We start from the raw sequence: 22,115 nt of genomic DNA, 5'->3' as shown, positions 1-22,115 counted from the left end.
TTTCACGCATGGGAGCCGAGCGGGACAGCTGCTAGGCAGAGGATTGCCGCATGCGATCAACCGGGCAAGCGAAGCGGTGACCTGGCGAAAGCCATTGATATTGTTGTCACATGTTTGAAAAGGCGGGGAGCGAGGCTGGAGCGTTGCTGCGGCATATGCTCCGCCGGATTGCTTTTACCGATGAAGAGAGGGGAATGATCCAAGTGGCTTTTGAAAAAGAAACGTTGTTTTGGAACGAAAAATTCGGTAGCGACGATTATACCTTGACGCGGCTGCCTTACAGCAAAGCTCCAAGCTCCCTGGCGCCCATTGTGAAAACCGTCGGCGGTTCGCTTTCGGAGGAAGCGGCGCAGCGCGTCCTTCAAATGAGCAAGGGCGCTCCGCTGGCCGCTTTTATGATTTTGCTCGCCGGTGTTCAGTCGCTCTTGCATAAATATACAGGCGCTTCTGACATTCTGGTCGGCATGCCGGTTGTACGGAAACCGACGGAGACGCGCCGATCCGTTAATCATACGGTCATTTTGAAAAACTCGCTTTCGGCGGGTGCGACTTTTAGAACGCTTCTGAGCGAGCTGAGGACTTCCTTGCCGGAAGCGATTCAGCATCAACATATTCCGTTCTTGAAAATGACGGAGAAGTTGGACCTGCAATATGCAGGCGGGATACCCGTCGTCCATACGCTAGTATCCCTTAAGGAGCTGCATCTGGACAAAATCGGGCAAAACGTGGTCACGGATTGTTCCTTTGAATTCAGCTTAACCGGCGGGACGATACAGCTAGCGCTGTCATATAACGAGCACTTATATGACTCCGAGTTCATGACTCGGGTCGTCGGCCATCTGAATCGCCTGCTGGCCGTGGGGCTTCACGAGTTGGAGCTGGACATCGTGCGGGCGGACATGCTGTCGGAGGACGAGAAATTTCAATTGCTGCAAAGCTTTAACGATACCGAGAAGGACTATCCCCGTGATCGGACGATTCATCAGCTCGTGGAGGAGCAGGCGAAGCGGGTGCCCGAAGCGACGGCGGTTGTCTTTGAGGGGCGGCGGCTTTCGTACGCGGAGCTGAACGAACGGGCGAACCGGCTGGCGCGGACGCTGCGATCGGTCGGCGTGCTGCCCAATCAGCTGGTAGGCTTGATGGCCAGGAGATCGCTGGAGACGGTCGTTGGCATTCTGGCGGTTCTGAAAGCTGGCGGTGCCTACGTGCCGATCGACCCGGAATACCCGGAAGAACGCATCCGCTACATTCTGGAGAACTCGAACGCGCAGCTGCTGCTGACTCAAAGGGAGCTGCTGCAGCAGGTGCCGTTCGAAGGGACCGTGGTGGCGCTGGATGACGAGCAGGCCTACAGCGACGATGGCTCGAACCTGGAGCCGGCCAGCGGTCCGAACGATCTGGCTTATGTCATCTATACGTCAGGTACGACGGGCAAACCCAAAGGGGTCATGCTGGAGCATCGCGGGCTGGTCAGCCTGAAACTGACGTTTGCCCATACGCTTCACACGACCGAACAGGATCGAGTGCTGCAATTCGCCAGCCTATCGTTCGATGCGTCGTGCTGGGAGATGTTCAACGCTCTGTATTTCGGGGCGGCCTTATATATACCGTCAACCGAGACGATTTTGGATGATCAACTGTTCGAACGTTTCATGAACGAGCATGCAATTACGATCGCCACTTTGCCGCCAACTTATGCAGCTTATTTAAATTCAGACCGCCTGTCGAGTCTGAGCAGGCTCATCACGGCGGGCTCCGCCGTTTCAGCCGAATTCGTGCAGCAGTGGAAAGACAAGGTACAGTACTATAACGCGTACGGTCCGACGGAAGCCTCGATCGCCACATCCGTGTGGGCGGCGTCTACGTATGACACCGAACGCAGAGCGATACCGATCGGACGTCCGATCTGGAACCATCGCTTGTATATACTGGGCGCACAAAATCAGCTGGCGCCTATCGGAGTAGAGGGAGAATTATGCATCGCGGGCGTCGGCCTCGCCCGGGGATATTGGAACCGGCCGGATCTGACGGCGGAGAAATTCATCGAACACCCGTTTGAGCCCGGAGAGAGACTTTACCGGACGGGCGACTTGGCCCGCTGGCTGCCGGACGGAAATATTGAGTACTTGGGCCGGATTGACCATCAGGTGAAAATCCGTGGATTCCGGATCGAGATCGGCGAGATTGAAGAGCAGCTTCTGAAGATCGACTCCGTGCAGGAGACGATCGTAATCGCGCGGGAAGGCAAAAGCGGGCAAGAACTGTGCGCTTACCTGGTCGCGGGCCGCCCGCTTACGCTCGGCGAGCTGAGAAGCGCGCTGGCGCAAAAATTGCCGAATTACATGATTCCGGCGCATTTTGTTCAGCTTCTGCGGATGCCGCTCACGCCGAACGACAAAATCGACCGCAAGGCTTTGCCCGCCCCGGAAGGAAACGCGCTGACCGGCGGCGGGTACGTAGCTCCCCGCAATGAAGCCGAGCGGGCGCTTGCCGATGTGTGGCAGGCGGTATTGAGCGCCGATCGCGTTGGGGTAACGGATCATTTCTTCGAGCTGGGCGGAGACTCGATCAAGTCCATTCAAGTATCTTCGCGGCTTCATCAAGCCGGGTACAAGCTGGAAATCCGGGATTTGTTCAAATATCCGACTATCTCACAGCTCAGCCTGCATGTGAAACCGATCGGACGTACCATCGATCAAGGCGAAATAACGGGTGAAACGGCGCTGACGCCGATTCAGCATTGGTTTTTCGAGAGCTCCTTTGCGGACCCGCATCATTTCAACCAGTCGGTGATGCTGTACCGGAAGGAACGCTTCGACGAAGAGACGGTACGTCAGGTGCTGCAAAAGCTGGCCGAGCATCATGACGCCTTGCGGATGGTGTTCCGCAAGACGGAACAAGGGTTTAGCGCGCGGAACCGCGCGATTCAGGAAGGCGGGCTGTTCACGCTGGACGTGTTCGACTTCAAGGATGCGGAGAATACCGCGCAGGCTGTGGAAGCGAAGGCAACGGACATTCAAGCGGGCATCGATCTGGAGAACGGACCCCTCGTGAAGGCGGGACTGTTCCGGTGCGCGGACGGCGATCATTTGCTGCTCGCGGTTCATCATGCCGTGGTGGACGGCGTGTCTTGGCGCATTTTGATGGAGGATTTCGCTCTGGGATACGAGCAGGCCGGCAAAAGCGAGGAAATTCGTTTCCCGGCGAAAACGGATGCGTACCGCACTTGGTCCGAGCAGCTGGCCGCTTACGCGCAAAGCCCGGAGATGGCGAAGGAACGGGCCTATTGGCAGGCCGTGGAACAAATTGCGGTTCCGGCCGTGCCGAAGGATCTGGAGGCGGACGTTACGACGCAGCAGGACAGCGAATCGCTGTTCGTCCGTTTGACTCCCGAAGAAACGGAGCTGCTGCTGAAGCGGGTTCACCGGGCCTACAACACCGAAATGAACGATATTTTGGTAACGGCGCTCGGCATAGCCGTTCGCAAGTGGACGGGACACGAACGGGTGCGGATCAATCTCGAAGGACACGGACGCGAATCGATCGGAACGGATATCGATATCACGCGCACAGTCGGCTGGTTTACGACCAAGTTTCCGGTCGTCCTGGAGCCGGAAACCGACCGGGATTTGGCCTATCAGATTAAACAGGTCAAGGAAAGCTTGCGCCGCATTCCGAACAAGGGGCTTGGGTACGGCGTATGCCGCTATCTCTCCAAATCGGAGGATGGCTTTGTTTGGGGCGCAGAGCCGGAAATTAATTTTAACTACCTCGGCCAGTTCGACGATGATGTCAATCAGGACGAGATCGGCATATCTTCTTATTCCAGCGGCAGCCCGGCCAGCGACCGGCAGGCCCGCAGTTTTGTGCTGGATATCAACGGCATGGTGCTGGACGGCGCTTTATCGCTCGATCTCAGCTACAGCCGGAAGCAGTATCGCAAGGAAACGATGGAAGCCTTCGCTCAGCGGCTTGAGCAAAGTCTCCGAGAGCTCATTACCCACTGCGCAGGCAAAGAAAACACCGAATTGACGCCGAGCGACGTGCAATTTAAAGGCTTGACCATCGCGGAATTGGAGCAAATCACCCAGCGCTCGGGCCATCTCGGGGAAATCGAAAATATTTACTCGCTTACGCCGATGCAGAAGGGCATGTGGTTCCACAGCGCGTTTGACCGGCAAACGGCCGCTTACTTCGAGCAGACGCGGTTTACGATGCGGGGAGCGCTCGACGTCCAGCTTTTTGAGAGGAGCTGGATGGAGCTTGCGAAACGTCATCTGGTGCTGCGGGCGAATTTTGTGAAAGGACCGGCGGGCGAGCCGCTGCAAATCATATACCGCGACAAGCCGGTCGGCTTTGAATATGAAGAGCTGCTTCATTTGCAGGCGGACGAGAAACAAGCGTATTTGGATAAAAAGGCCGAGGATGACAAGCTTCGCGGCTTCGACATGGAACATGACGCGCTCGTTCGGGTTACGATCCTGCGCACCGAAGAGCAAAGCTATCATGTGCTGTGGAGTTTCCAGCATATTTTGATGGACGGCTGGTGCCTGCCGCAGCTGACGCAGGAGCTGTTTGAGACGTACTCGGCCTTGGCATCCGGCAAGCAGCCAGCGGGAGATAAGGGATCGGATTATGGCGCCTATATCGAATGGTTGGAGAAACAGGACGATCAGGCGGCATCCGGCTATTGGACGGCATTCCTGGCAGGTTATGAAGGGCAAACCGTACTCCCGGGGCAAAAGGAACCGGCGCCAAACGGCAGATTTACGGCTGATCACGTCACCGCCGAGCTGGGCAAGGACTTGAGCGAGCGGATGGACCGGGTGGCGAAACAGCGCCTGGTTACGGTCAATACGCTGCTGCAAGCCGCTTGGGGCGTGATGCTGCAAAAATATAACGGAACAAACGATGCCGTATTCGGCAGCGTCGTGGCCGGAAGACCGGCGGAAATCCCGGGCATCGAGTCCATGATCGGGCTGTTCATCAATACGGTGCCGGTCCGCGTCACGAGCGAAGCGGACACCGTGTTCGCCGACCTGATGGCGAAGCTCCAAGAGCGGGCGCTGGAGTCCGGGCGTTATGATTACTATCCGCTGTATGAAATTCAAGCCCGCAGCGTGCAAAAGCAGAACCTGATCAACCATATCATCGCTTTCGAGAACTATCCGGTGGACGAGCAGATGGAGCAGGCGGGCGACCAGCAGCACGGCGACCTGACGATCGCTGACGTTCAGATGGAGGAGCAGACGAACTATAACTTCAACGTGACCGTGGTGCCGGGAGTCGAGATCGAAATTCGGTTCGACTTTAACGCCGAAGTGTTCGATAAAGACAGCATCGAGCGGCTCAAGAGGCATCTCGTCCATCTGCTGGAGCAGGTGACGGATAACCCGGAAATTACAGTGGGCGAGCTGGAACTTGTGACGGAGGCAGAAAAGGCCGACCTTCTCGGACGTTTTAACGACACCACCACAAAATTTCCGCGCGGGAAGACGCTCATTCAATTGTTCGAAGAGCAGGCGGAGCGCATCCCGGATGCAGCCGCCATCTCCTTGAATGAGCAAGAGCTGACCTACCGCGAGCTGAACGAACGCGTCAACCGCCTTGCCCGTACCTTGCGTAGCCACGGGATATCCAAAGGCCGTCTGGTCGCCATTATGGCTGAGCGTTCCATCGAAATGGTGGTGGGCATGCTGGCGGCACACAAAGCCGGAGCGGCTTACGTACCGATTGACCCGGAATATCCCGAGGAGCGTATCCGTTTCTTGATCGAGGATTCGGGAGCGCAGGTCATGCTGACGCAAAGCCGCTTGCGCGAGCGCCTGGCGGGTTCGGACTCCGTGATCTTACTGGATGACGAGTCCTTCTATCACGAGGACGGCACAAATCTAAATCCGGGCACCGAAGCGACAGATCTGGCCTGCGTCATCTATACGTCAGGCACGACGGGCAAGCCGAAAGGCAACCTTGTTTCGCACCGCAACATCGTGCGGATCGTGCGAGATACGAATTATATCGACATCACCGAACGGGATCATGTCCTCCAGCTTTCGAGCTATTCGTTCGACGGAGCGATTTTCGATATTTTCGGCGCTTTGACCAACGGGGCGCGGCTGGTGCTGGTTCCCCGCGAGACTTTGCTGGAAATCGGCCGGCTGGCGGATCTCATCCAGCGCGAGCGCATCTCGGTCATGCTGATTACGACGGCTTTCTTCAACATCCTTGTAGATGTGAACGTCGACTGCCTGCGGGATGTCCGGGCGATTTTGTTCGGAGGAGAGCGCGTGTCGGTCGGACATGTGCGTAAAGCGCTCGCCCATATCGGACCGGGCAGGCTCAACCACCTGTACGGCCCGTCGGAAAGCACGGTTTATACCACGTACCTTCCGGTCGACTTCGTCGATGAGTCGGCGGTTACCGTACCCATCGGACGGCCGATCAGTAATACGACGGTGTATATCGTCGACAGCCGGAATAAGCTTCTGCCGATCGGCGTGGCCGGGGAGCTTTGCGTCGGCGGAGAAGGCTTGGTACGGGGCTACAATAACCGGCCGGAGCTGACGGCGGAGAAATTTGTGGACAATCCGTTTGTGCTGGGAGAGCGCATGTACCGGACGGGGGATTTGGCGAAATGGCTGCCGGACGGCACGATCGAATACGTGGGACGGACGGACGACCAAGTGAAAATCCGCGGCTTCCGCATTGAGCTGGGCGAGATCGAAGCTCAGCTTCAGAAAGTGGAGGGAATTCGGAAAGCGACGGTATTCGCGAGGGAAGACGCCTCCGGCGAGAAGCAGCTTTGCGCCTATTATGAAGCGGACCGCGAGCTTCCGGCGGCCGAGCTGAAGAGCGTGCTTTCCCAGGAACTGCCGGCCTATATGATTCCGGCGTACCTGATCCAGTTGGAGCGGCTCCCGCTGACGACGAACGGCAAGGTCGACCGCCGATCACTCCCGGCGCCGGAGGAGAGCTTGCAGCCGGGCGAAGAACGTACTCCGCCTCGGACTCCGCTGGAAGCCAGCTTGGCCGGAATTTGGAAAAGCGTGCTCGGACTGGTGCACATCGGCGTTCATGACAACTTCTTCGACCTGGGCGGCCATTCCCTGCGGGCGACGACACTGGTGAGCAAGGTGCATCAGGAGCTGAACGTCGAGCTGCCTCTGCGCGACGTATTCCGCTACTCGACGATCGAAGAGATGGCTCTCGCCATCTCCCGGATCGGAGAGCAGTCGTTCTCGTCGATTCCGCTGGCGGGCGCAAGAGCATATTATCCGCTTTCCTCAGCTCAGAAGCGGCTGTTTATCCTGAATCAGCTGGAAGGGGCCGATCAGAGCTACAACATGCCGGGCGTGCTGCTGCTGGAAGGATCGATTGACCGGAGCCTGCTGGAGAAGGCTTTCCGCGGACTGATCGCACGGCACGAAACGCTGCGAACCGGCTTTGAGATCGTACAAGGCGAAGCAATACAGCGCATTTACGAGAGCGTCGACTTTGCCGTCGAGTACCGTCATGCGAGCGAGGAAGAAGCGCCTGAAGTCGTGCAGGCCTTCATCCGGCCTTTCGACTTGGCGAAGCCTCCGCTGCTGCGGGCGGAGCTCGTAGAGCTGGCAGCCGAACGTTATTTGCTGATGTTCGACATGCACCATATCGTCTCCGACGGGGTTTCGATGGACGTGTTAGTCGAGGAACTCGTTCGTCTGTACGGCGGCGAGTCATTAGAGCCTTTGCGCATTCAATACAAGGACTATGCGGTATGGCAGCAGTCGGACGAGCAAAAAGTGCAGTTGAAACGCGAGGAAGCTTACTGGCTGGACCGTTACCGGGGCGAGCTGCCGGTTCTGGAAATGCCGACGGACTATCCGCGTCCTGCCGTGCAGAGCTTTGAGGGACAAACGCTGACGTCCTTCGTGGACGAGGCAACGAACGAAGGCTTGAAGCAGCTGGCCGCTCAAAGAGGAACGACGCTGTATATGGTGCTGCTTGCGGCATATACCGTGCTTTTGCATAAATACACAGGTCAGGACGATTTGATCGTCGGAACGTCGATTGCGGGCAGAACGCACGGAGACACGCAGCCTTTGATCGGAATGTTCGTCAATACGCTGGCGCTCCGCAATTATCCGGCTTCGGAGAAGACCTTCCTGTCGTATCTGGAAGAAGTGAAAGAAACGACCTTAGGCGCTTACGAGCATCAGAATTATCCGTTCGAAGAGCTCGTCGATAAAGTGCAGGTCAGCCGGGATTTGAGCCGCAACCCGCTGTTTGACACGATGTTCTCCCTGCAAAACTTGGAGGATAAAGAGTTTGAGCTGGAAGGGCTGAAATTGTCCCCGTACCCTAGCGAATACGGCACGGCCAAGTTCGACCTGAGTGTGGATGTTACGGAAGAAAACGGCGGCCTGGAGTGCAGCTTTGAATTCGCAACGGCTCTTTATAAAGAAAGCACGATCCGGCGGCTGTCGACTCATTTCGGACATTTACTTGCCGCGATCGTAAGCCGTCCGGATGCGAAGATTGCCGAGCTGAACTTGTTGACGGCAGAGGAAAAAGAGCAAATTCTCGGCGCGTTTAACCCGGCGCAGCCGGAAGCGGCTCCTGTGGCGGCGTTCCACCGGCTGTTCGAGGAACAGGCGGAGCGCACGCCGAAAGCGGCGGCCGTCGTGTACGAGAACGACCGGCTGACGTATGCGGAGCTGAACGAGCGGGCGAACCGCTTGGCGGCCACGCTGCGCGCAAGCGGCATCGGCCGGGAGACGATCGTCGGCATTCTCGCCGAGCGTTCGGTGGACTTGCTGGTGGCCGTGCTGGCCGTCTGGAAAGCGTGCGGGGCATATGTGCCGCTCGACCCGGATTATCCGGCGGACCGCGTGCGGTTCATGCTCGAAGACAGCGGAGCGAAGGTACTGCTGACGCAAACGGCGCTGCGAGAGCGTGCTGAAGCCTGGCTCGACGAAGAGGAGCTGGCGCTGGCGGCGGTGCTGTACCTGGACGACGAAGCGTCGTACAGCGAGGAGCGGGCGAATGCGTCGGTTGTCTCCGGCATTGTCTCCGGCATTGTCTCCGGCAAGCTGACGGATGCTGTGGACGACGGCGATGAGAGCCATCAGAATGTTGGCACCGACAGCTTCCATGAAGCCCGTCCAGAGGACCTGGCGTACGTGATCTACACGTCGGGAACGACGGGCAAGCCGAAGGGCGTGATGATCGAGCACCGCAGCCTGGTGAACACGGCGGCGGGCTACCGGCGGGAATACCGGTTGGATCAGTTCCCGGTGCGGCTGCTGCAGCTCGCAAGCTTCTCGTTTGACGTGTTCGTGGGAGATATCGCGCGGACGCTGTACAACGGAGGCACGATGGTGATTGTGCCGAAGGACGACCGGATCGATCCGTCTCGTCTGCACCACTGGATGGAGCGGGAGCGGGTCACCATCTTCGAATCGACGCCGGCGCTGATCGTGCCGTTCCTGGAGTACGTGCACGAGCAGGGGCTGGACATGAGCCGGTTGGAGCTGTTGATCACAAGCTCGGACAGCTGCAGCGTGGCGGATTACCGGACCTTGCAGGAACGCTTCGGCTCGTTGTTCCGGATCATCAACGCATACGGCGTGACGGAAGCGGCGATCGACTCAAGTTTCTACGACGAGCCGCTGACGAAGCTGCCGCAGACAGGCAATGTGCCGATCGGCAAAGCGTGGCTGAATGCGAAATTCTACATCGTGGATGCGCATCTGAATCCGGTGCCGGTCGGGGTGCTGGGCGAGCTGGTCATCGGCGGAGTCGGAGTGGCGCGCGGGTACTTGAACCGTCTGGAGCTGACGGAAGAGAAGTTCGTAGACAGTCCGTTCGCCGCGGGCGAGCGGCTGTACCGCACGGGAGACTTGGCGCGGTGGATGGAAGACGGCAACGTGGACTTCATCGGCCGGATCGACAACCAGGCGAAAATCCGGGGCTACCGGATCGAGACGGGCGAGATCGAGTCGCAGCTGCTGCGGGTGGAAGGCGTGCGCGAAGCGGTGGTGCTGGTTCGAAGTGACGCGAACGGGCAGAAAGCGCTGTGCGCGTACTACACGCCGGATACCGGAGCGGAGCTGGCGGTGAACGATTTGCGCAGCGCGCTGGCGCAGGAGCTGCCGGGCTACATGATCCCGTCGTACTTCGTGGAGCTGGAGCGCCTGCCTCTGACGCCGAACGGAAAGATTGACCGTAAGGCGCTGCCGGCGCCGGAAGGGGAAGCGGGAAGCGGAACGGAGTACGTCGCACCGCGCAATGAGCTGGAAACGAAGCTGGCGGCGATTTGGCAGGAGGTGCTGGGGCTTGCGAAGGTGATTGGCGTTCACGACAACTTCTTCGACATCGGCGGTCACTCCCTGCGGGCGACGACGCTGGTCAGCAAGATTCATAAAGAGTTGAACGTGGATCTGCCGCTGCGCGACGTGTTCCGCCATTCCATGATCGAGAGCATGGCGGCCGCCATTTCCCGGCTGGATGAGCAGACATTCGTTGCCATTCCGGTGGCGGATGACCGAGAGGTGTACCCGCAATCTTTTGCTCAAAAACGTCTCTTTATCCTGAATCAACTGGAAGGCGCGGAGCTTAGCTACAACATGCCGGAAGCGATGCTGCTGGAGGGTGCTTTGGACCGGGCAAGGTTCGAGGAAGCGTTCCGTAAGCTCGTGGCGCGGCATGAAATGCTGCGCACCGGGTTCGAAATGGTGGATGGCGAAGCATCGCAGCGGATTTACCAGGACGTGAATTTTGCCGTGGAGTTCTATCGAGCGGATGAGCAAGAGGCCGAAGAGACGGTTCGCCGTTTCGTCCGTCCGTTTGACTTGGCGAAGCCTCCGCTGCTCAGGGTAGGCCTTGTCGAGCTGGCTCCGGAACGCCATATTCTAATGTACGACATGCATCATATTATTTCCGACGGCGTCTCGATGGAAATCTTTGTTGAAGAATTCGTCCGCTTGTACGGCGGCGAGCAATTGGAGCCTCTGCGCATTCAGTACAAAGACTACACCGTTTGGCAGCATTCGCAGGAGCAGAAGGAACGGCTTCAGCGTCAGGAGGCGTATTGGCTGGACATGTTCCAAGGCGAGCTTCCGGTGCTGGAAATGCCGACCGACTATCCGCGTCCGGCCGTGCAGAGCTACGAAGGCCAAACGCTAGAGTTTTTCTTCGACGCTTCGAAAACCGACGGCCTGAAGCAGCTGGCCTCGGAAACGGGCACGACGCTGTTTATGGTGCTGCTTGCGGCGTATAACGTCCTTCTGCATAAATATTCAGGTCAGGAAGACGTGATCGTCGGTACGCCGATTGCCGGAAGGAATCATGGAGATGTGCAGCCGTTGATCGGGATTTTCTTAAACACGCTGGCTATCCGCAGTTATCCGGCTTCGGAGAAGACATTCCTGTCATACCTGAACGAAGTCAAAGAAACGACCCTCCACGCCTTCGAGCATCAAAACTATCCGTTCGAAGAATTGGTGGACAAGGTGCAAGTCACCCGTGATTTAAGCCGCAATCCGCTCTTCGACACGCTGTTTACGATGCAGAATACGGAGAACGAGGAATTTGAGCTGGAAGGGCTTCGCCTGATTCCTTATCCGAGCGCACTGGATACCGCGAAGTTTGATATCAGCTTGGATGTGGGCGAGGAGAACGGCGGCTTGGATTACAGCTTCGAATATGCGACGGCTCTCTACAAAAGGGAGACGATCGAACGGCTGGCGAAACATTACGAGCAGCTGCTCGTAACGATCGTAAGCCGTCCGGATGCGAAGATCGCCGAGCTGAACTTGCTGACGGCAGAGGAAAAAGAACAAATTCTCGGCGCGTTCAACCCGGCGCAGCCGGAAGCGGCTCCTGTGGCGGCGTTCCACCGGCTGTTTGAGGAACAGGCGGAGCGCACGCCGGAAGAGGCGGCCGTCGTGTACGAGAATGACCGGCTGACGTATGCGGAGCTGAACGAGCGGGCGAACCGCTTGGCGGCTACGCTGCGCGCAAGCGGCATCGGCCGGGAGACGATCGTCGGCATTCTCGCCGAGCGTTCGGTGGACTTGCTGGTGGCCGTGCTGGCCGTCTGGAAAGCGGGCGGGGCGTATGTGCCGCTCGACCCGGATTACCCGGCGGAGCGCGTGCGGTTCATGCTCGAAGACAGCGGAGCGAAGGTGCTGCTGACGCAAACGCCGCTGCGAGAGCGTGCCGAAGCATGGCTCGGCGAAGAGGAGCTGGCGCTGGCGGCGGTGCTGTACCTGGACGACGAAGCGTCGTACAGCGAGGAGCGGGCGAATGCGCCGATTGGCTCCGGCATTGTCTCCGGCAAGCTGACGGATGCTGTGGACGACGGCGATGAGAGCCATCAGAATGTTGGCACCGACAGCTTCCATGAAGCCCGTCCGGAGGATCTGGCGTACGTGATCTATACGTCGGGAACGACGGGCAAGCCGAAGGGCGTGATGATCGAGCACCGCAGCCTGGTGAACACGGCGGCGGGCTACCGGCGGGAATACCGGTTGGATCAGTTCCCGGTGCGGCTGCTGCAGCTCGCAAGCTTCTCGTTTGACGTGTTCGTGGGAGATATCGCGCGGACGCTGTATAACGGAGGCACGATGGTGATTGTGCCGAAGGACGACCGGATCGATCCGTCTCGTCTGCACCACTGGATTGAGCGGGAGCGGGTCACCATCTTCGAATCGACGCCGGCGCTGATCGTGCCGTTCCTGGAGTACGTGCACGAGCAGCAACTGGATATGAGCCGGGTGGAGCTGTTGATCACGAGCTCGGACAGCTGCAGCGTGGCGGATTACCGGACCTTGCAGGAACGCTTCGGCTCGTTGTTCCGGATCATCAACGCATACGGCGTGACGGAAGCGGCGATCGACTCAAGCTTCTACGACGAGGAGCTGACGAAGCTGTCGCAGACAGGCAATGTGCCGATCGGCAAAGCGTGGCTGAATGCGAAATTCTACATCGTGGACGCGCATCTGAACCCGGTGCCGGTCGGGGTGCTGGGCGAGCTGGTCATCGGCGGAGTCGGGGTAGCGCGCGGGTACTTGAACCGTCCGGAGCTGACGGAAGAGAAGTTCGTAGACAGCCCGTTCGCCGCGGGCGAGCGGCTGTACCGCACGGGAGACTTGGCGCGGTGGATGGAAGACGGCAACGTGGACTTCATCGGCCGGATCGACAACCAGGCGAAAATCCGGGGCTACCGGATCGAGACGGGCGAGATCGAGTCGCAGCTGCTGCGGGTGGAAGGCGTGCGCGAAGCGGTGGTGCTGGTTCGAAGTGACGCGAACGGGCAGAAAGCGCTGTGCGCGTATTACACGCCGGATACCGGAGCGGAGCTGGCGGTGAACGATTTGCGCAGCGCGCTGGCGCAGGAGCTGCCGGGCTACATGATCCCGTCGTACTTCGTGGAGCTGGAGCGCCTGCCTCTGACGCCGAACGGAAAGATTGACCGTAAGGCGCTGCCGGCGCCGGAAGGGGAAGCGGGAAGCGGAACGGAGTACGTCGCACCGCGCAATGAGCTGGAAACGAAGCTGGCGGCGATTTGGCAGGAGGTGCTGGGGCTTGCGAAGGAGATTGGCGTTCACGACAACTTCTTCGACATCGGCGGCCACTCCCTGCGAGCGACGACGCTGGCGGGCAAGGTATTTAAGGAATTAAACGTCAACCTGCCGCTGCGCGACGTATTCCGTCACTCGACGATTGCGGCGATGGCCGAGGCGATCGCCCGGATGGAACGGCGGGAGCATGAGGCCATTCCTCAAGCGGAGGAGAGAGAATACTACCCTCTGTCCTCCGCGCAGAAACGGCTGTTCATTCAGCACACGCTGGATGGAGCGGATCAGCTTTACAACATGCCGGAGCTGGTGCAGGTGGAAGGCGAGTTTGATTTAGACCGGTTGGAAGCCGCCTTGCGGAAATTGATAACACGGCATGAATCGCTGCGCACCGGTTTTGAAATCGTGAAGGGCGAAGCGGTTCAGCGGATTTACCCGCAGGTCGATTTTGCTATCGAGCATCATCAAGCGGATAAAGAGGATGCGGCTCAAATCGAGCAGATCGTCCGCAGCTTCGTTCGTCCGTTTGATCTCGGCAAGCCGCCGCTGTTGCGCGCCGGGGTCATCAAGCTGGAGCCGAACCTGCATATTCTCCTTTTCGACATGCACCATATGGTGTCCGACGGCGTATCGATGGCGATTGTGATCGATGAGTTCTCGAGTTTCTACGCCGGGGAAGAACTGCCGCCACTGCGCATTCAATACAAGGATTATGCCGTTTGGCAGCAGTCGAAGGCCCACCGAGAGCGGATCGGGCGGCAAGAAGCGTACTGGCTGCAAACCTTCGAAGGCGAGCTGCCGACGGCGGACCTGCCGATGGACTACGAACGGTCTGCGGCTCGCAGCTACGAAGGCGCGCATCTGGAGTTCGACGTCGAAGCTTCTCTCTCTGCGCGGCTGCGCGAATTGGCGGCCGAGCGTGAAAGCACACTGTTCATGGTGCTGCTTGCGGCTTATACCGTGCTGCTGTCCAAGTACAGCGGGCAGGAGGACTTGGTCGTGGGCACCTCGGTGGCGGGAAGAACGAACGCCGATTTGGAACCGGTCATCGGGATGTTTGTCAATACGCTGGCGATCCGCAATCGTCCGTCGGGCGACAAAACGTTCTTGTCCTACCTGGAAGAAGTGAAGGAAACGGCTTTGGGTGCTTTCGAGAACCAGGATTATCCATTCGAGGAGCTCGTGGAGCGTTTGAATGTGAAGCGGGAGCCGGGCCGCTTCCCGCTGTTCGATGCCGTTTTCGACTTGCAAAATATCGAAGAACGAGACGCCGAGCTGGAAGGGGTCAGCCTGAAGACTTACGAGCTTGACCATTTGGAAGAAGCGAAGTTCGATCTGACGCTGTTTATGTATGAAAACAACGGGGCGCTGAGCGGGGGCTTCTTCTACGCCACCAAGCTGTTCAAAGAAGCGATGATCCGCACCTTGACCGAGGATTACCTGCGGGTACTGTCTCAAATTGCGGAAAATCCACAACTCGAGTTAAGTTGGATTGAATGTCATAAACCGGCGGCAGGCGCAAAGAGTGCTGTCGATACGATCGAATTCGCGTTCTAATCCTACAAGCGCGCCTCCGCCGTCAAGCGAAAGCGGCGCGCATCCCAAGGAAGACGGCGAACAACGTCCAAGCCCGTAAACGCGCAGGCCGAAAGCAAGCTTTTCGGACCTGCGCCGGGGCATGCGTTCACTTCATTTTTAGGGGAGGTACAAATGAAATCTTTATTTGAAAAGGAAGAACGGTACTGGAGCGGCAAGTTTGACGCCGATGACAGCCTGAGCTTCCTTCCCTACAGTCAATCCTCCAAATTATCTGCCGACGGGGAAGCTGCGGCCGAGCTGGGCTTGCTTCACCGTACTCTGCCGAGCGAACTCTCGGAGAGAATCATTTGCCTCGCCAACGGTTCGGATTTGGCTTTGTACATGATTGTTTTGGCAGGAGTAAAAAGCCTGCTGTTCAAATATACCGGGCGGGACCAAGTGCTGGTCGGCATGCCTTCTTATAGCGCAGACCCCGACGGGACTCCGCCGCCGCATGACATCTTGGTGATCAAGACGTCCGTAAGCCGCCAGACTACGCTGAAAACGCTGCTCGGGGGCATCAAAGCCTCCATCGGCGAGGCGCTGGAGAATCAGCACCTGCCTTTTCGGAAAATGGTGGAGCCGCTCCATCTGAACTATACGGGGGACGGCCTCCCGGTCGTCAACACCGTCGCATCCTTCGCCCCGATTCATCCGGGACCGCTAGGTAACCGGGTGGCGGCCGATACGGTTTTTCGCTTCGACCGCCAAAACCACTCCATCGAGCTGGAGATAAGCTTTGACGGGCAGCGGTACGAGCGGGCATTTGTGGAACAGGCGGCCGACCATCTTGTTCGGCTGCTGTCCGTGCTTTTATTTCAGCCGGATCTGGAGCTCGGACAAGCCGATGTGCTGTCCCCAGACGAGAGGGAGACGCTGCTGAAGCGATTTAATGACACCGAAACCGAGTTCGAGCGGGGGAAAACGATTCACGGCTTGTTCGAAGAGCAGGCGGAGCATTACCCGGACAACGTGGCCGCCGTCATGAACGAGCGGCAGCTGACCTACCGCGAGCTGAACGAGCGATCCAACCGCCTTGCGCGGAAGCTGCGGGAGACGGGAGTAGAAGCGGACCAGCTGGTAGCGATTCTGGCCGAACGCTCGCTCGATATGGTCGTCGGCATTCTGGCGATTCTCAAAGCGGGCGGAGCATACGTGCCTGTCGATCCCGACTACCCGGAGGAGCGCATCCGCTTCATGATCGAGGATTCGGGCGCGCCGTTATTGCTGATTCAAAAGCATCTGCACGAGAAGACCGACTTCGCAGGAACGCGCCTCGAATTGGACGATTTCGTTTGGGGTGACAGAGGGGCGGACTCCGCCGATGCGCTGGACGCTTCGAACCTGAAGCCGGCCAGCGGTCCGAATGATCTGGCTTATGTCATCTATACGTCAGGTACGACGGGCAAACCCAAAGGGGTCATGCTGGAGCATCGCGGTTTGGTCAGCTTGAAGCTGATGTTCGCGGACAGGCTGGGCATCACGGAGCATGACCGGATCGTTCAATTCGCCAGCCTGTCGTTCGACGCGTCCTGCTGGGAAGTGTTCAAAGCGCTCTATTTTGGCGCGGCTTTGTACATCCCGACGGCCGAGACGATTCTCGACAACCGCCTGTTCGAGAGTTATATGAACGAGCATGCGATTACGGCGGCGATTTTGCCTCCGACGTACAGCGCTTATTTGAACCCGGACCGCCTTCCCAGCTTAACGAAGCTCGTAACGGGAGGCTCGGCGGTATCGGCCGAATTCGTGCAGCAGTGGAAATCGAAGGTCCACTATTTCAATGCTTACGGCCCTACCGAAGCTTCGATTGTTACGACGCTTTGGGATGCGGATGAGGAGCAGCCGGAGCGCAGAGTCATTCCGATCGGGCGCCCGCTGGCCAATCACCGGATTTTTATTTTGGATGCCCACCTGCAGCTTGTGCCTCCGGGAGTGGACGGCGAGCTGTGCGTGGCAGGCGTGGGGCTTGCGAGAGGTTACCTGAACCATCCGGAGCTAACGGCAGAGAAGTTCGTGGAACATCCGTTTGCGCCGGGAGAACGCCTTTACCGGACGGGAGATCTCGCCCGCTGGCTGCCGGACGGCAACATCGAATACCGGGGGCGGATCGACCATCAGGTCAAAATCCGCGGCTACCGGATCGAAATCGGCGAGATCGAAGAGCAGCTGCTGAAGATCGCCGCCGTGCAAGAAGCCAAGGTGCTCGACCGCGACGACGCGAACGGCCAAAAGCAGCTTGTCGCTTACTACGTCGCGGAAACGAGGCTGGCGGCGCATGAACTCAAGGAGGAGCTCGCCAAGCAGCTTCCGGGGTATATGATTCCTTCGCACCTCGTGCAGCTTTCGCGGATGCCGCTGACCCCGAACGGGAAAATCGACCGCAAAGCGCTGCCCGCGCCGGAGGAAGCCGCGGTCGGAGGAGCGGAATATGTCGCGCCGAGAACGCTGCTCGAAATGAAGATCGCCCGCGTCTGGCAGGATACGCTTGGCGTTCCGCAGGTCGGCGTAAAGGATAACTTTTTTGAGTTGGGTGGCAATTCGTTAAGTCTGATGAGGCTCGTTCAAGCCGTTTACGATGAAACGGGCATCGAGATACCGCTGAACCGCCAATTCCACAATGTAACAGTTGAAGCCATGGCTTTCGGCGAGGGGGATCTGGGCCTGGATAAAGGGGGAGACTCCTTCATTAAGCTGAATAAAGCAGGAGATCTGAACGTGTTCTGCTTCCCTCCGGGCAGCGGCTTCGGCATCGGTTACCGAGAGCTCGCAAGCAGGCTCGACGGCCGGTTCGTGCTCTACGGCATTGATTTTATCGACGATGCCGTCGATTACGAGGCCATGCTGAACCGTTATGTGGACGAGATCGTCCGCATCCAGCCGGAAGGACCTTACGTGCTGCTCGGCTACTGCTTCGGAGGCAACCTGACGTTCGAGGTAGCCAAAACGATGGAGAAAAGAGGGTATTCCGTAACGGACGTGCTCATGGTGGACTCGTGGATTAAGGACACGCTGACGCCTTCCGAAACGTCGGAGAAAGAGCTTGAAGAAACGCTTGCCGATTTCGACGAAGAAGAGAAGGAATTAATGAGCAACCCGCTCGTGCGGGAGCGGGTTCATCGGAAGGTCAAAGCGACCTTGGCGTACGAAGCGCAGCTTATTAATTCCGGCACGATCCCGGCCCGGATTTACGAACTGATTGCGAAGGACAGCGAAGCGTTCCGCCTGGAGCACCAATTGCCTTCCTGGCGGGGGGCAACGACGCAAGCTTACGCCGATTACCGGCTGGAGGGCGCGCACGAGGAATTGCTGGAACTCGCGCGCGTGGACGAAACGGCCGTTGTCATCCGGGACATCTTAGAGCAAGTCAAGCGGCAGATCGAAGCGGAGGCCGGGGTACTGCATGGAAGCTGACCGCCAGCCGTCTGTTCTAGAACAAGGCACAGCGGCGCCTTCCAAGCGCCAAACCGCTTACGCCGCCTGGAAAGCGTTCCGCTGGCTGATGTCCTATGTAAGCCGTCACAAAGGCTGGATGATCGTCGGTACCTTGTCCGCAATTGCCGCCGCTGTTATTGAGATATGGACGGGAAGTTTGATCGAGCAGCTGACCACCCAGGCCGAGAAGGGGGCGGGGCCAATCGTTCTGCAAATCGTGTACACGGTCTTTGTGGTCATCTTGATCGGTGTGCCGGCGAAGTATTTCATGAGCTTCGGCGTGGAGCGAAGCAGCGCCTCTGCGGTGCAGGATATCCGCAACCATGTCATGCGTCATATCGGCAAACTCCCGGTCTCCTATTTGGAAAAGCAGCACTCCGGCGACGTATTGTCGCGAATCAACAACGACCTGCAGCTCATCCAGCAGTTTATGATTCGGGACCTCGCCCAGTGGTTTTATCATCCGCTGTTGTTCATCGGCTGTTTCGCTTATTTGATCTACCTCCAATGGGAGCTGATGCTGTACAGCCTGCTGTTATTTCCCGTAGCGCTGCTGGTTTCCCAATGGATCGGCAAGCAGTTGGAGCGGTTGACGGAGGAAGCCCAGGCGAACATGGGCCGAATGAACGTCAACCTCCAGGATACGCTTGGGGGTATGCCTATTGTAAAAAGCTACCTGCTATCCGGCATGTTATCTCGCTCCTACCAAGTGCTGCTGCAATTGACGGCCCAAAAAAAGCTGGCCGTGAAAAAGCGGGAAGCCTGGGTCAACCCGCTGCTTTCCACGCTGATGATCAGCCCGATCATTTTCGCCGTCAGTTACGGAAGCTATTTGATCTACAAAGGGCAGCTAGGCGCGGGAGAGCTGATCGCCTTCCTGTACTTGCTGAATCTGTGTCTGGAGCCGCTGGAGCATATTCCCGAGCTCATCACGCGGACGTTCGAAATGGCCGGTGCCCTGAGAAGGGTCTCCGAAATCGTCGAGCAGCCGACCGAAACGGAAAATGGCCGTTCGCTTCCGAAAGCGAGCGCCGCCCCCATCGAGTTTCAGAACGTAACCTTCGGGTATGAGGAGAGCTCCCCGATCCTGCGGAATGTTAGCTTCTCGGTGCCGGAAGGGAAGACGATCGCGCTTGTCGGAGCGAGCGGCGGAGGGAAGAGCACGGTGTTTAAGCTTGTATGCGGCTTTTATCCGCTTCCGGAGGACCAGGGCGAGATCCGCGTGTTCGGCAGCCTGATCCACGGCGCCGATCCGGAGCAGCTTCGGTCGCATTTTTCCGTGGTAACCCAGGATTCATATTTGTTTAGCGGCACGATCGCTGAAAATATCGGCTACGGGCGGGAAGTAGCGTCGATGGACGAGATTATCGAAGCCGCCAAAGCCGCTCAGGCGCATTCCTTCATTATGCAGCTTCCCGACGGCTACCAGACGTATGTCGGAGAGCGCGGAGGCTTTTTGTCCGGCGGGCAGCGCCAGCGCATTGCAATGGCCCGGGCTTTTCTGAAGGATGCTCCCGTTCTGCTGCTGGACGAGCCAACGTCGGCTCTTGATCCGGAGTCGGAAAGCGCGGTTCAGGAAGCGCTGGGCGTATTGATGAAGCAGAGAACGACGATGGTTATTGCCCACCGGCTTTCTACAGTACAAAACGCCGACGAAATTTGGGTCATGGAACAGGGGAGTATTGTTGAAAAGGGCACTCATGAACAATTGCTGAAGATGAAGGGACTGTACGCCCAGTCGTACTATCAGGAATTTACCGAGTCTGCCGAACGCAGGGAGGTGGCGTACACATGAAAAAGGGCGGATGGCTCTCGCAAGTGAAAGAACTCGGCTACTTGCTGATGTTTATGAACCGCAAGCGCAAAACCCAGTACGCCATTGGCCTGGCCGTGACGGCGCTCACCCAGACATTGTTCCTGATCGCCTTCAGCTTGGTCGTACATAACTTGGTTGATTTCGCCGTGTCCCGAGATACGTCCCTGATGGTGGAAGCCTTTATTATTTTGGGCGCGGCCTTGTTCCTGGAAAATGTGATTTCTCCCTGGTTCATTTACTTATACCAGCGCAGTGTCGAGCTGACTGTGCTGAATATCCGCGAACGTCTTTATGACAAGCTGTGCCGGGTGCGGCCGAGATTCCTGGAGCAGACGCACCATGGGGACTTGCTGTCGCGGGTGAACAACGACGTAACGACCGTTGAGTTTACATTCTCGCAGGTTTACTTCGTTTTGCTGCTTCAAGTTGTCTTTTGCATCGGCTCCATTGTCTCCATGGTGTTGATCGATTGGCGGTTTGCCGGCGTATCCTTCGTCATTCTGCTGCTGTCCTCCGTGGTCAGCCTGAAATTTGCGCGGGATATTCGCGCCTTGTCCGAACAAGGCTTGCAAACGCTCGGTAAAATGACCGAAAAATTCAAAGATTTTATGGGCGGCATTCAAATTGTGAAGCTGTTCCGCATCCGCACGATTTACGGCCAGTACGAGGCGTTGAACGAACAAATGACGCAGACGCTTCGGCAAACCGCGCAGAAGAACGGCATGCAGGCTGCGGTGAATCATTTTATCAGCTACGTCACGTTCTGCGGCATTATCGTCATCGGCAGTCTTCTTTATGCCTACGGACTGATGGGAATGGGAAGCGTCGCCGCCCTGGCGGTTCTGCAAGTGAATCTGACGCACGCCTTGTTGAACTTGGGGATGGTTCTGTCGATGATCCAAAATTCGCTCGCGGGCGCTCACCGGATTCAAGAGGTACTAAGAGAGGAAGAGGAACCGGAGCGTTTGGGATCTCCTCACAGCGAGCTCGTGTCGGAGGCTGCGGTGGAGTTTCGCGATGTGGAATTTTCCTATCAGGCGGATAAAAAGGTGCTTGTCGACATGTCCATGCAGGTGTTTCCCGGCCAGGTCGCCGCTATCGTGGGGGCCAGCGGCAGCGGCAAAAGTACGCTGATCAAGCTGCTGCTCGGCTTTTATCCTGTGGACAGCGGAGAAATCCTGCTCCAAGGCAAACCGTTCGGCCATTATACGCTGGACGAAATCCGCAGGCAGATTGCATACGTTCCGCAGGAGCCGTTCTTGTTTACCGGCACGATTGAGGAAAACATCCGCTACGGCAACCCGGATGCAACGGATGAAGAAGTGATCGAAGCGGCCAAAGCGGCGTACGCTCACCATTTCATTCAGGAACTTCCTGAACAGTATAAAACGCCGGTGGGAGAGAGAGGAGCGTCGTTGTCGGGCGGACAAAGGCAGCGAATTGCGATCGCCCGGGCGATTCTCAAAAACGCCCCGATTCTGCTGCTGGACGAAGCGACTTCCGCGCTGGATAACGAATCCCAGCATTGGGTACAGCAGGCCCTGAACGTATTGATGAAGGGGCGCACCACCATTCTGATCGCCCACCGTCTCAGCACCGTGGAACATGCGGATTTGATTACCGTCATGAACCAAGGGACGGTCGTCGAGCGGGGCCGCCATCAGGACCTGCTGGCGCTCGGGGGTTATTACGCCCGGCTGTACGGCTAGACCCGCTTTACGGCG

The 22,115-nt window shown here is 58.0% G+C and carries 4 protein-coding genes; all 4 read left to right on the top strand.

What is annotated here, in order from left to right; genetic code table 11:
* Positions 1–110 precede the first annotated feature (110 nt).
* The 4 genes from AC0WRU_RS21475 to AC0WRU_RS21460 all read left to right on the top strand — a co-directional run bounded on the left by AC0WRU_RS21475 (position 111) and on the right by AC0WRU_RS21460 (position 22,100).
* Positions 111–15,119, top strand: coding sequence for an amino acid adenylation domain-containing protein (locus tag AC0WRU_RS21475; protein ID WP_476126256.1), 15,009 nt, complete (start codon positions 111–113; stop codon positions 15,117–15,119).
* A gap of 153 nt (positions 15,120–15,272) precedes the next feature.
* Positions 15,273–18,554: a non-ribosomal peptide synthetase gene (locus AC0WRU_RS21470; RefSeq protein WP_476126255.1), complete on the top strand. Its 3,282-nt coding sequence runs from the start codon at positions 15,273–15,275 to the stop codon at positions 18,552–18,554.
* Positions 18,544–20,370 carry an ABC transporter ATP-binding protein gene (locus tag AC0WRU_RS21465; protein ID WP_476126254.1) on the top strand — a complete coding sequence of 609 codons (1,827 nt, stop codon included), beginning with the start codon at positions 18,544–18,546 and terminating at the stop codon, positions 20,368–20,370. The genes AC0WRU_RS21470 and AC0WRU_RS21465 overlap by 11 nt, the downstream gene beginning before the upstream one ends.
* Positions 20,367–22,100 carry an ABC transporter ATP-binding protein gene (locus AC0WRU_RS21460; RefSeq protein WP_476126253.1) on the top strand — a complete coding sequence of 578 codons (1,734 nt, stop codon included), beginning with the start codon at positions 20,367–20,369 and terminating at the stop codon, positions 22,098–22,100. The genes AC0WRU_RS21465 and AC0WRU_RS21460 overlap by 4 nt, the downstream gene beginning before the upstream one ends.
* The last annotated feature ends 15 nt before the right edge of the window (positions 22,101–22,115 follow it).

It is taken from the genome of Paenibacillus sp. 1-8 (assembly GCF_056316205.1).
This window is presented reverse-complemented; position numbering and strand designations above follow the sequence as displayed.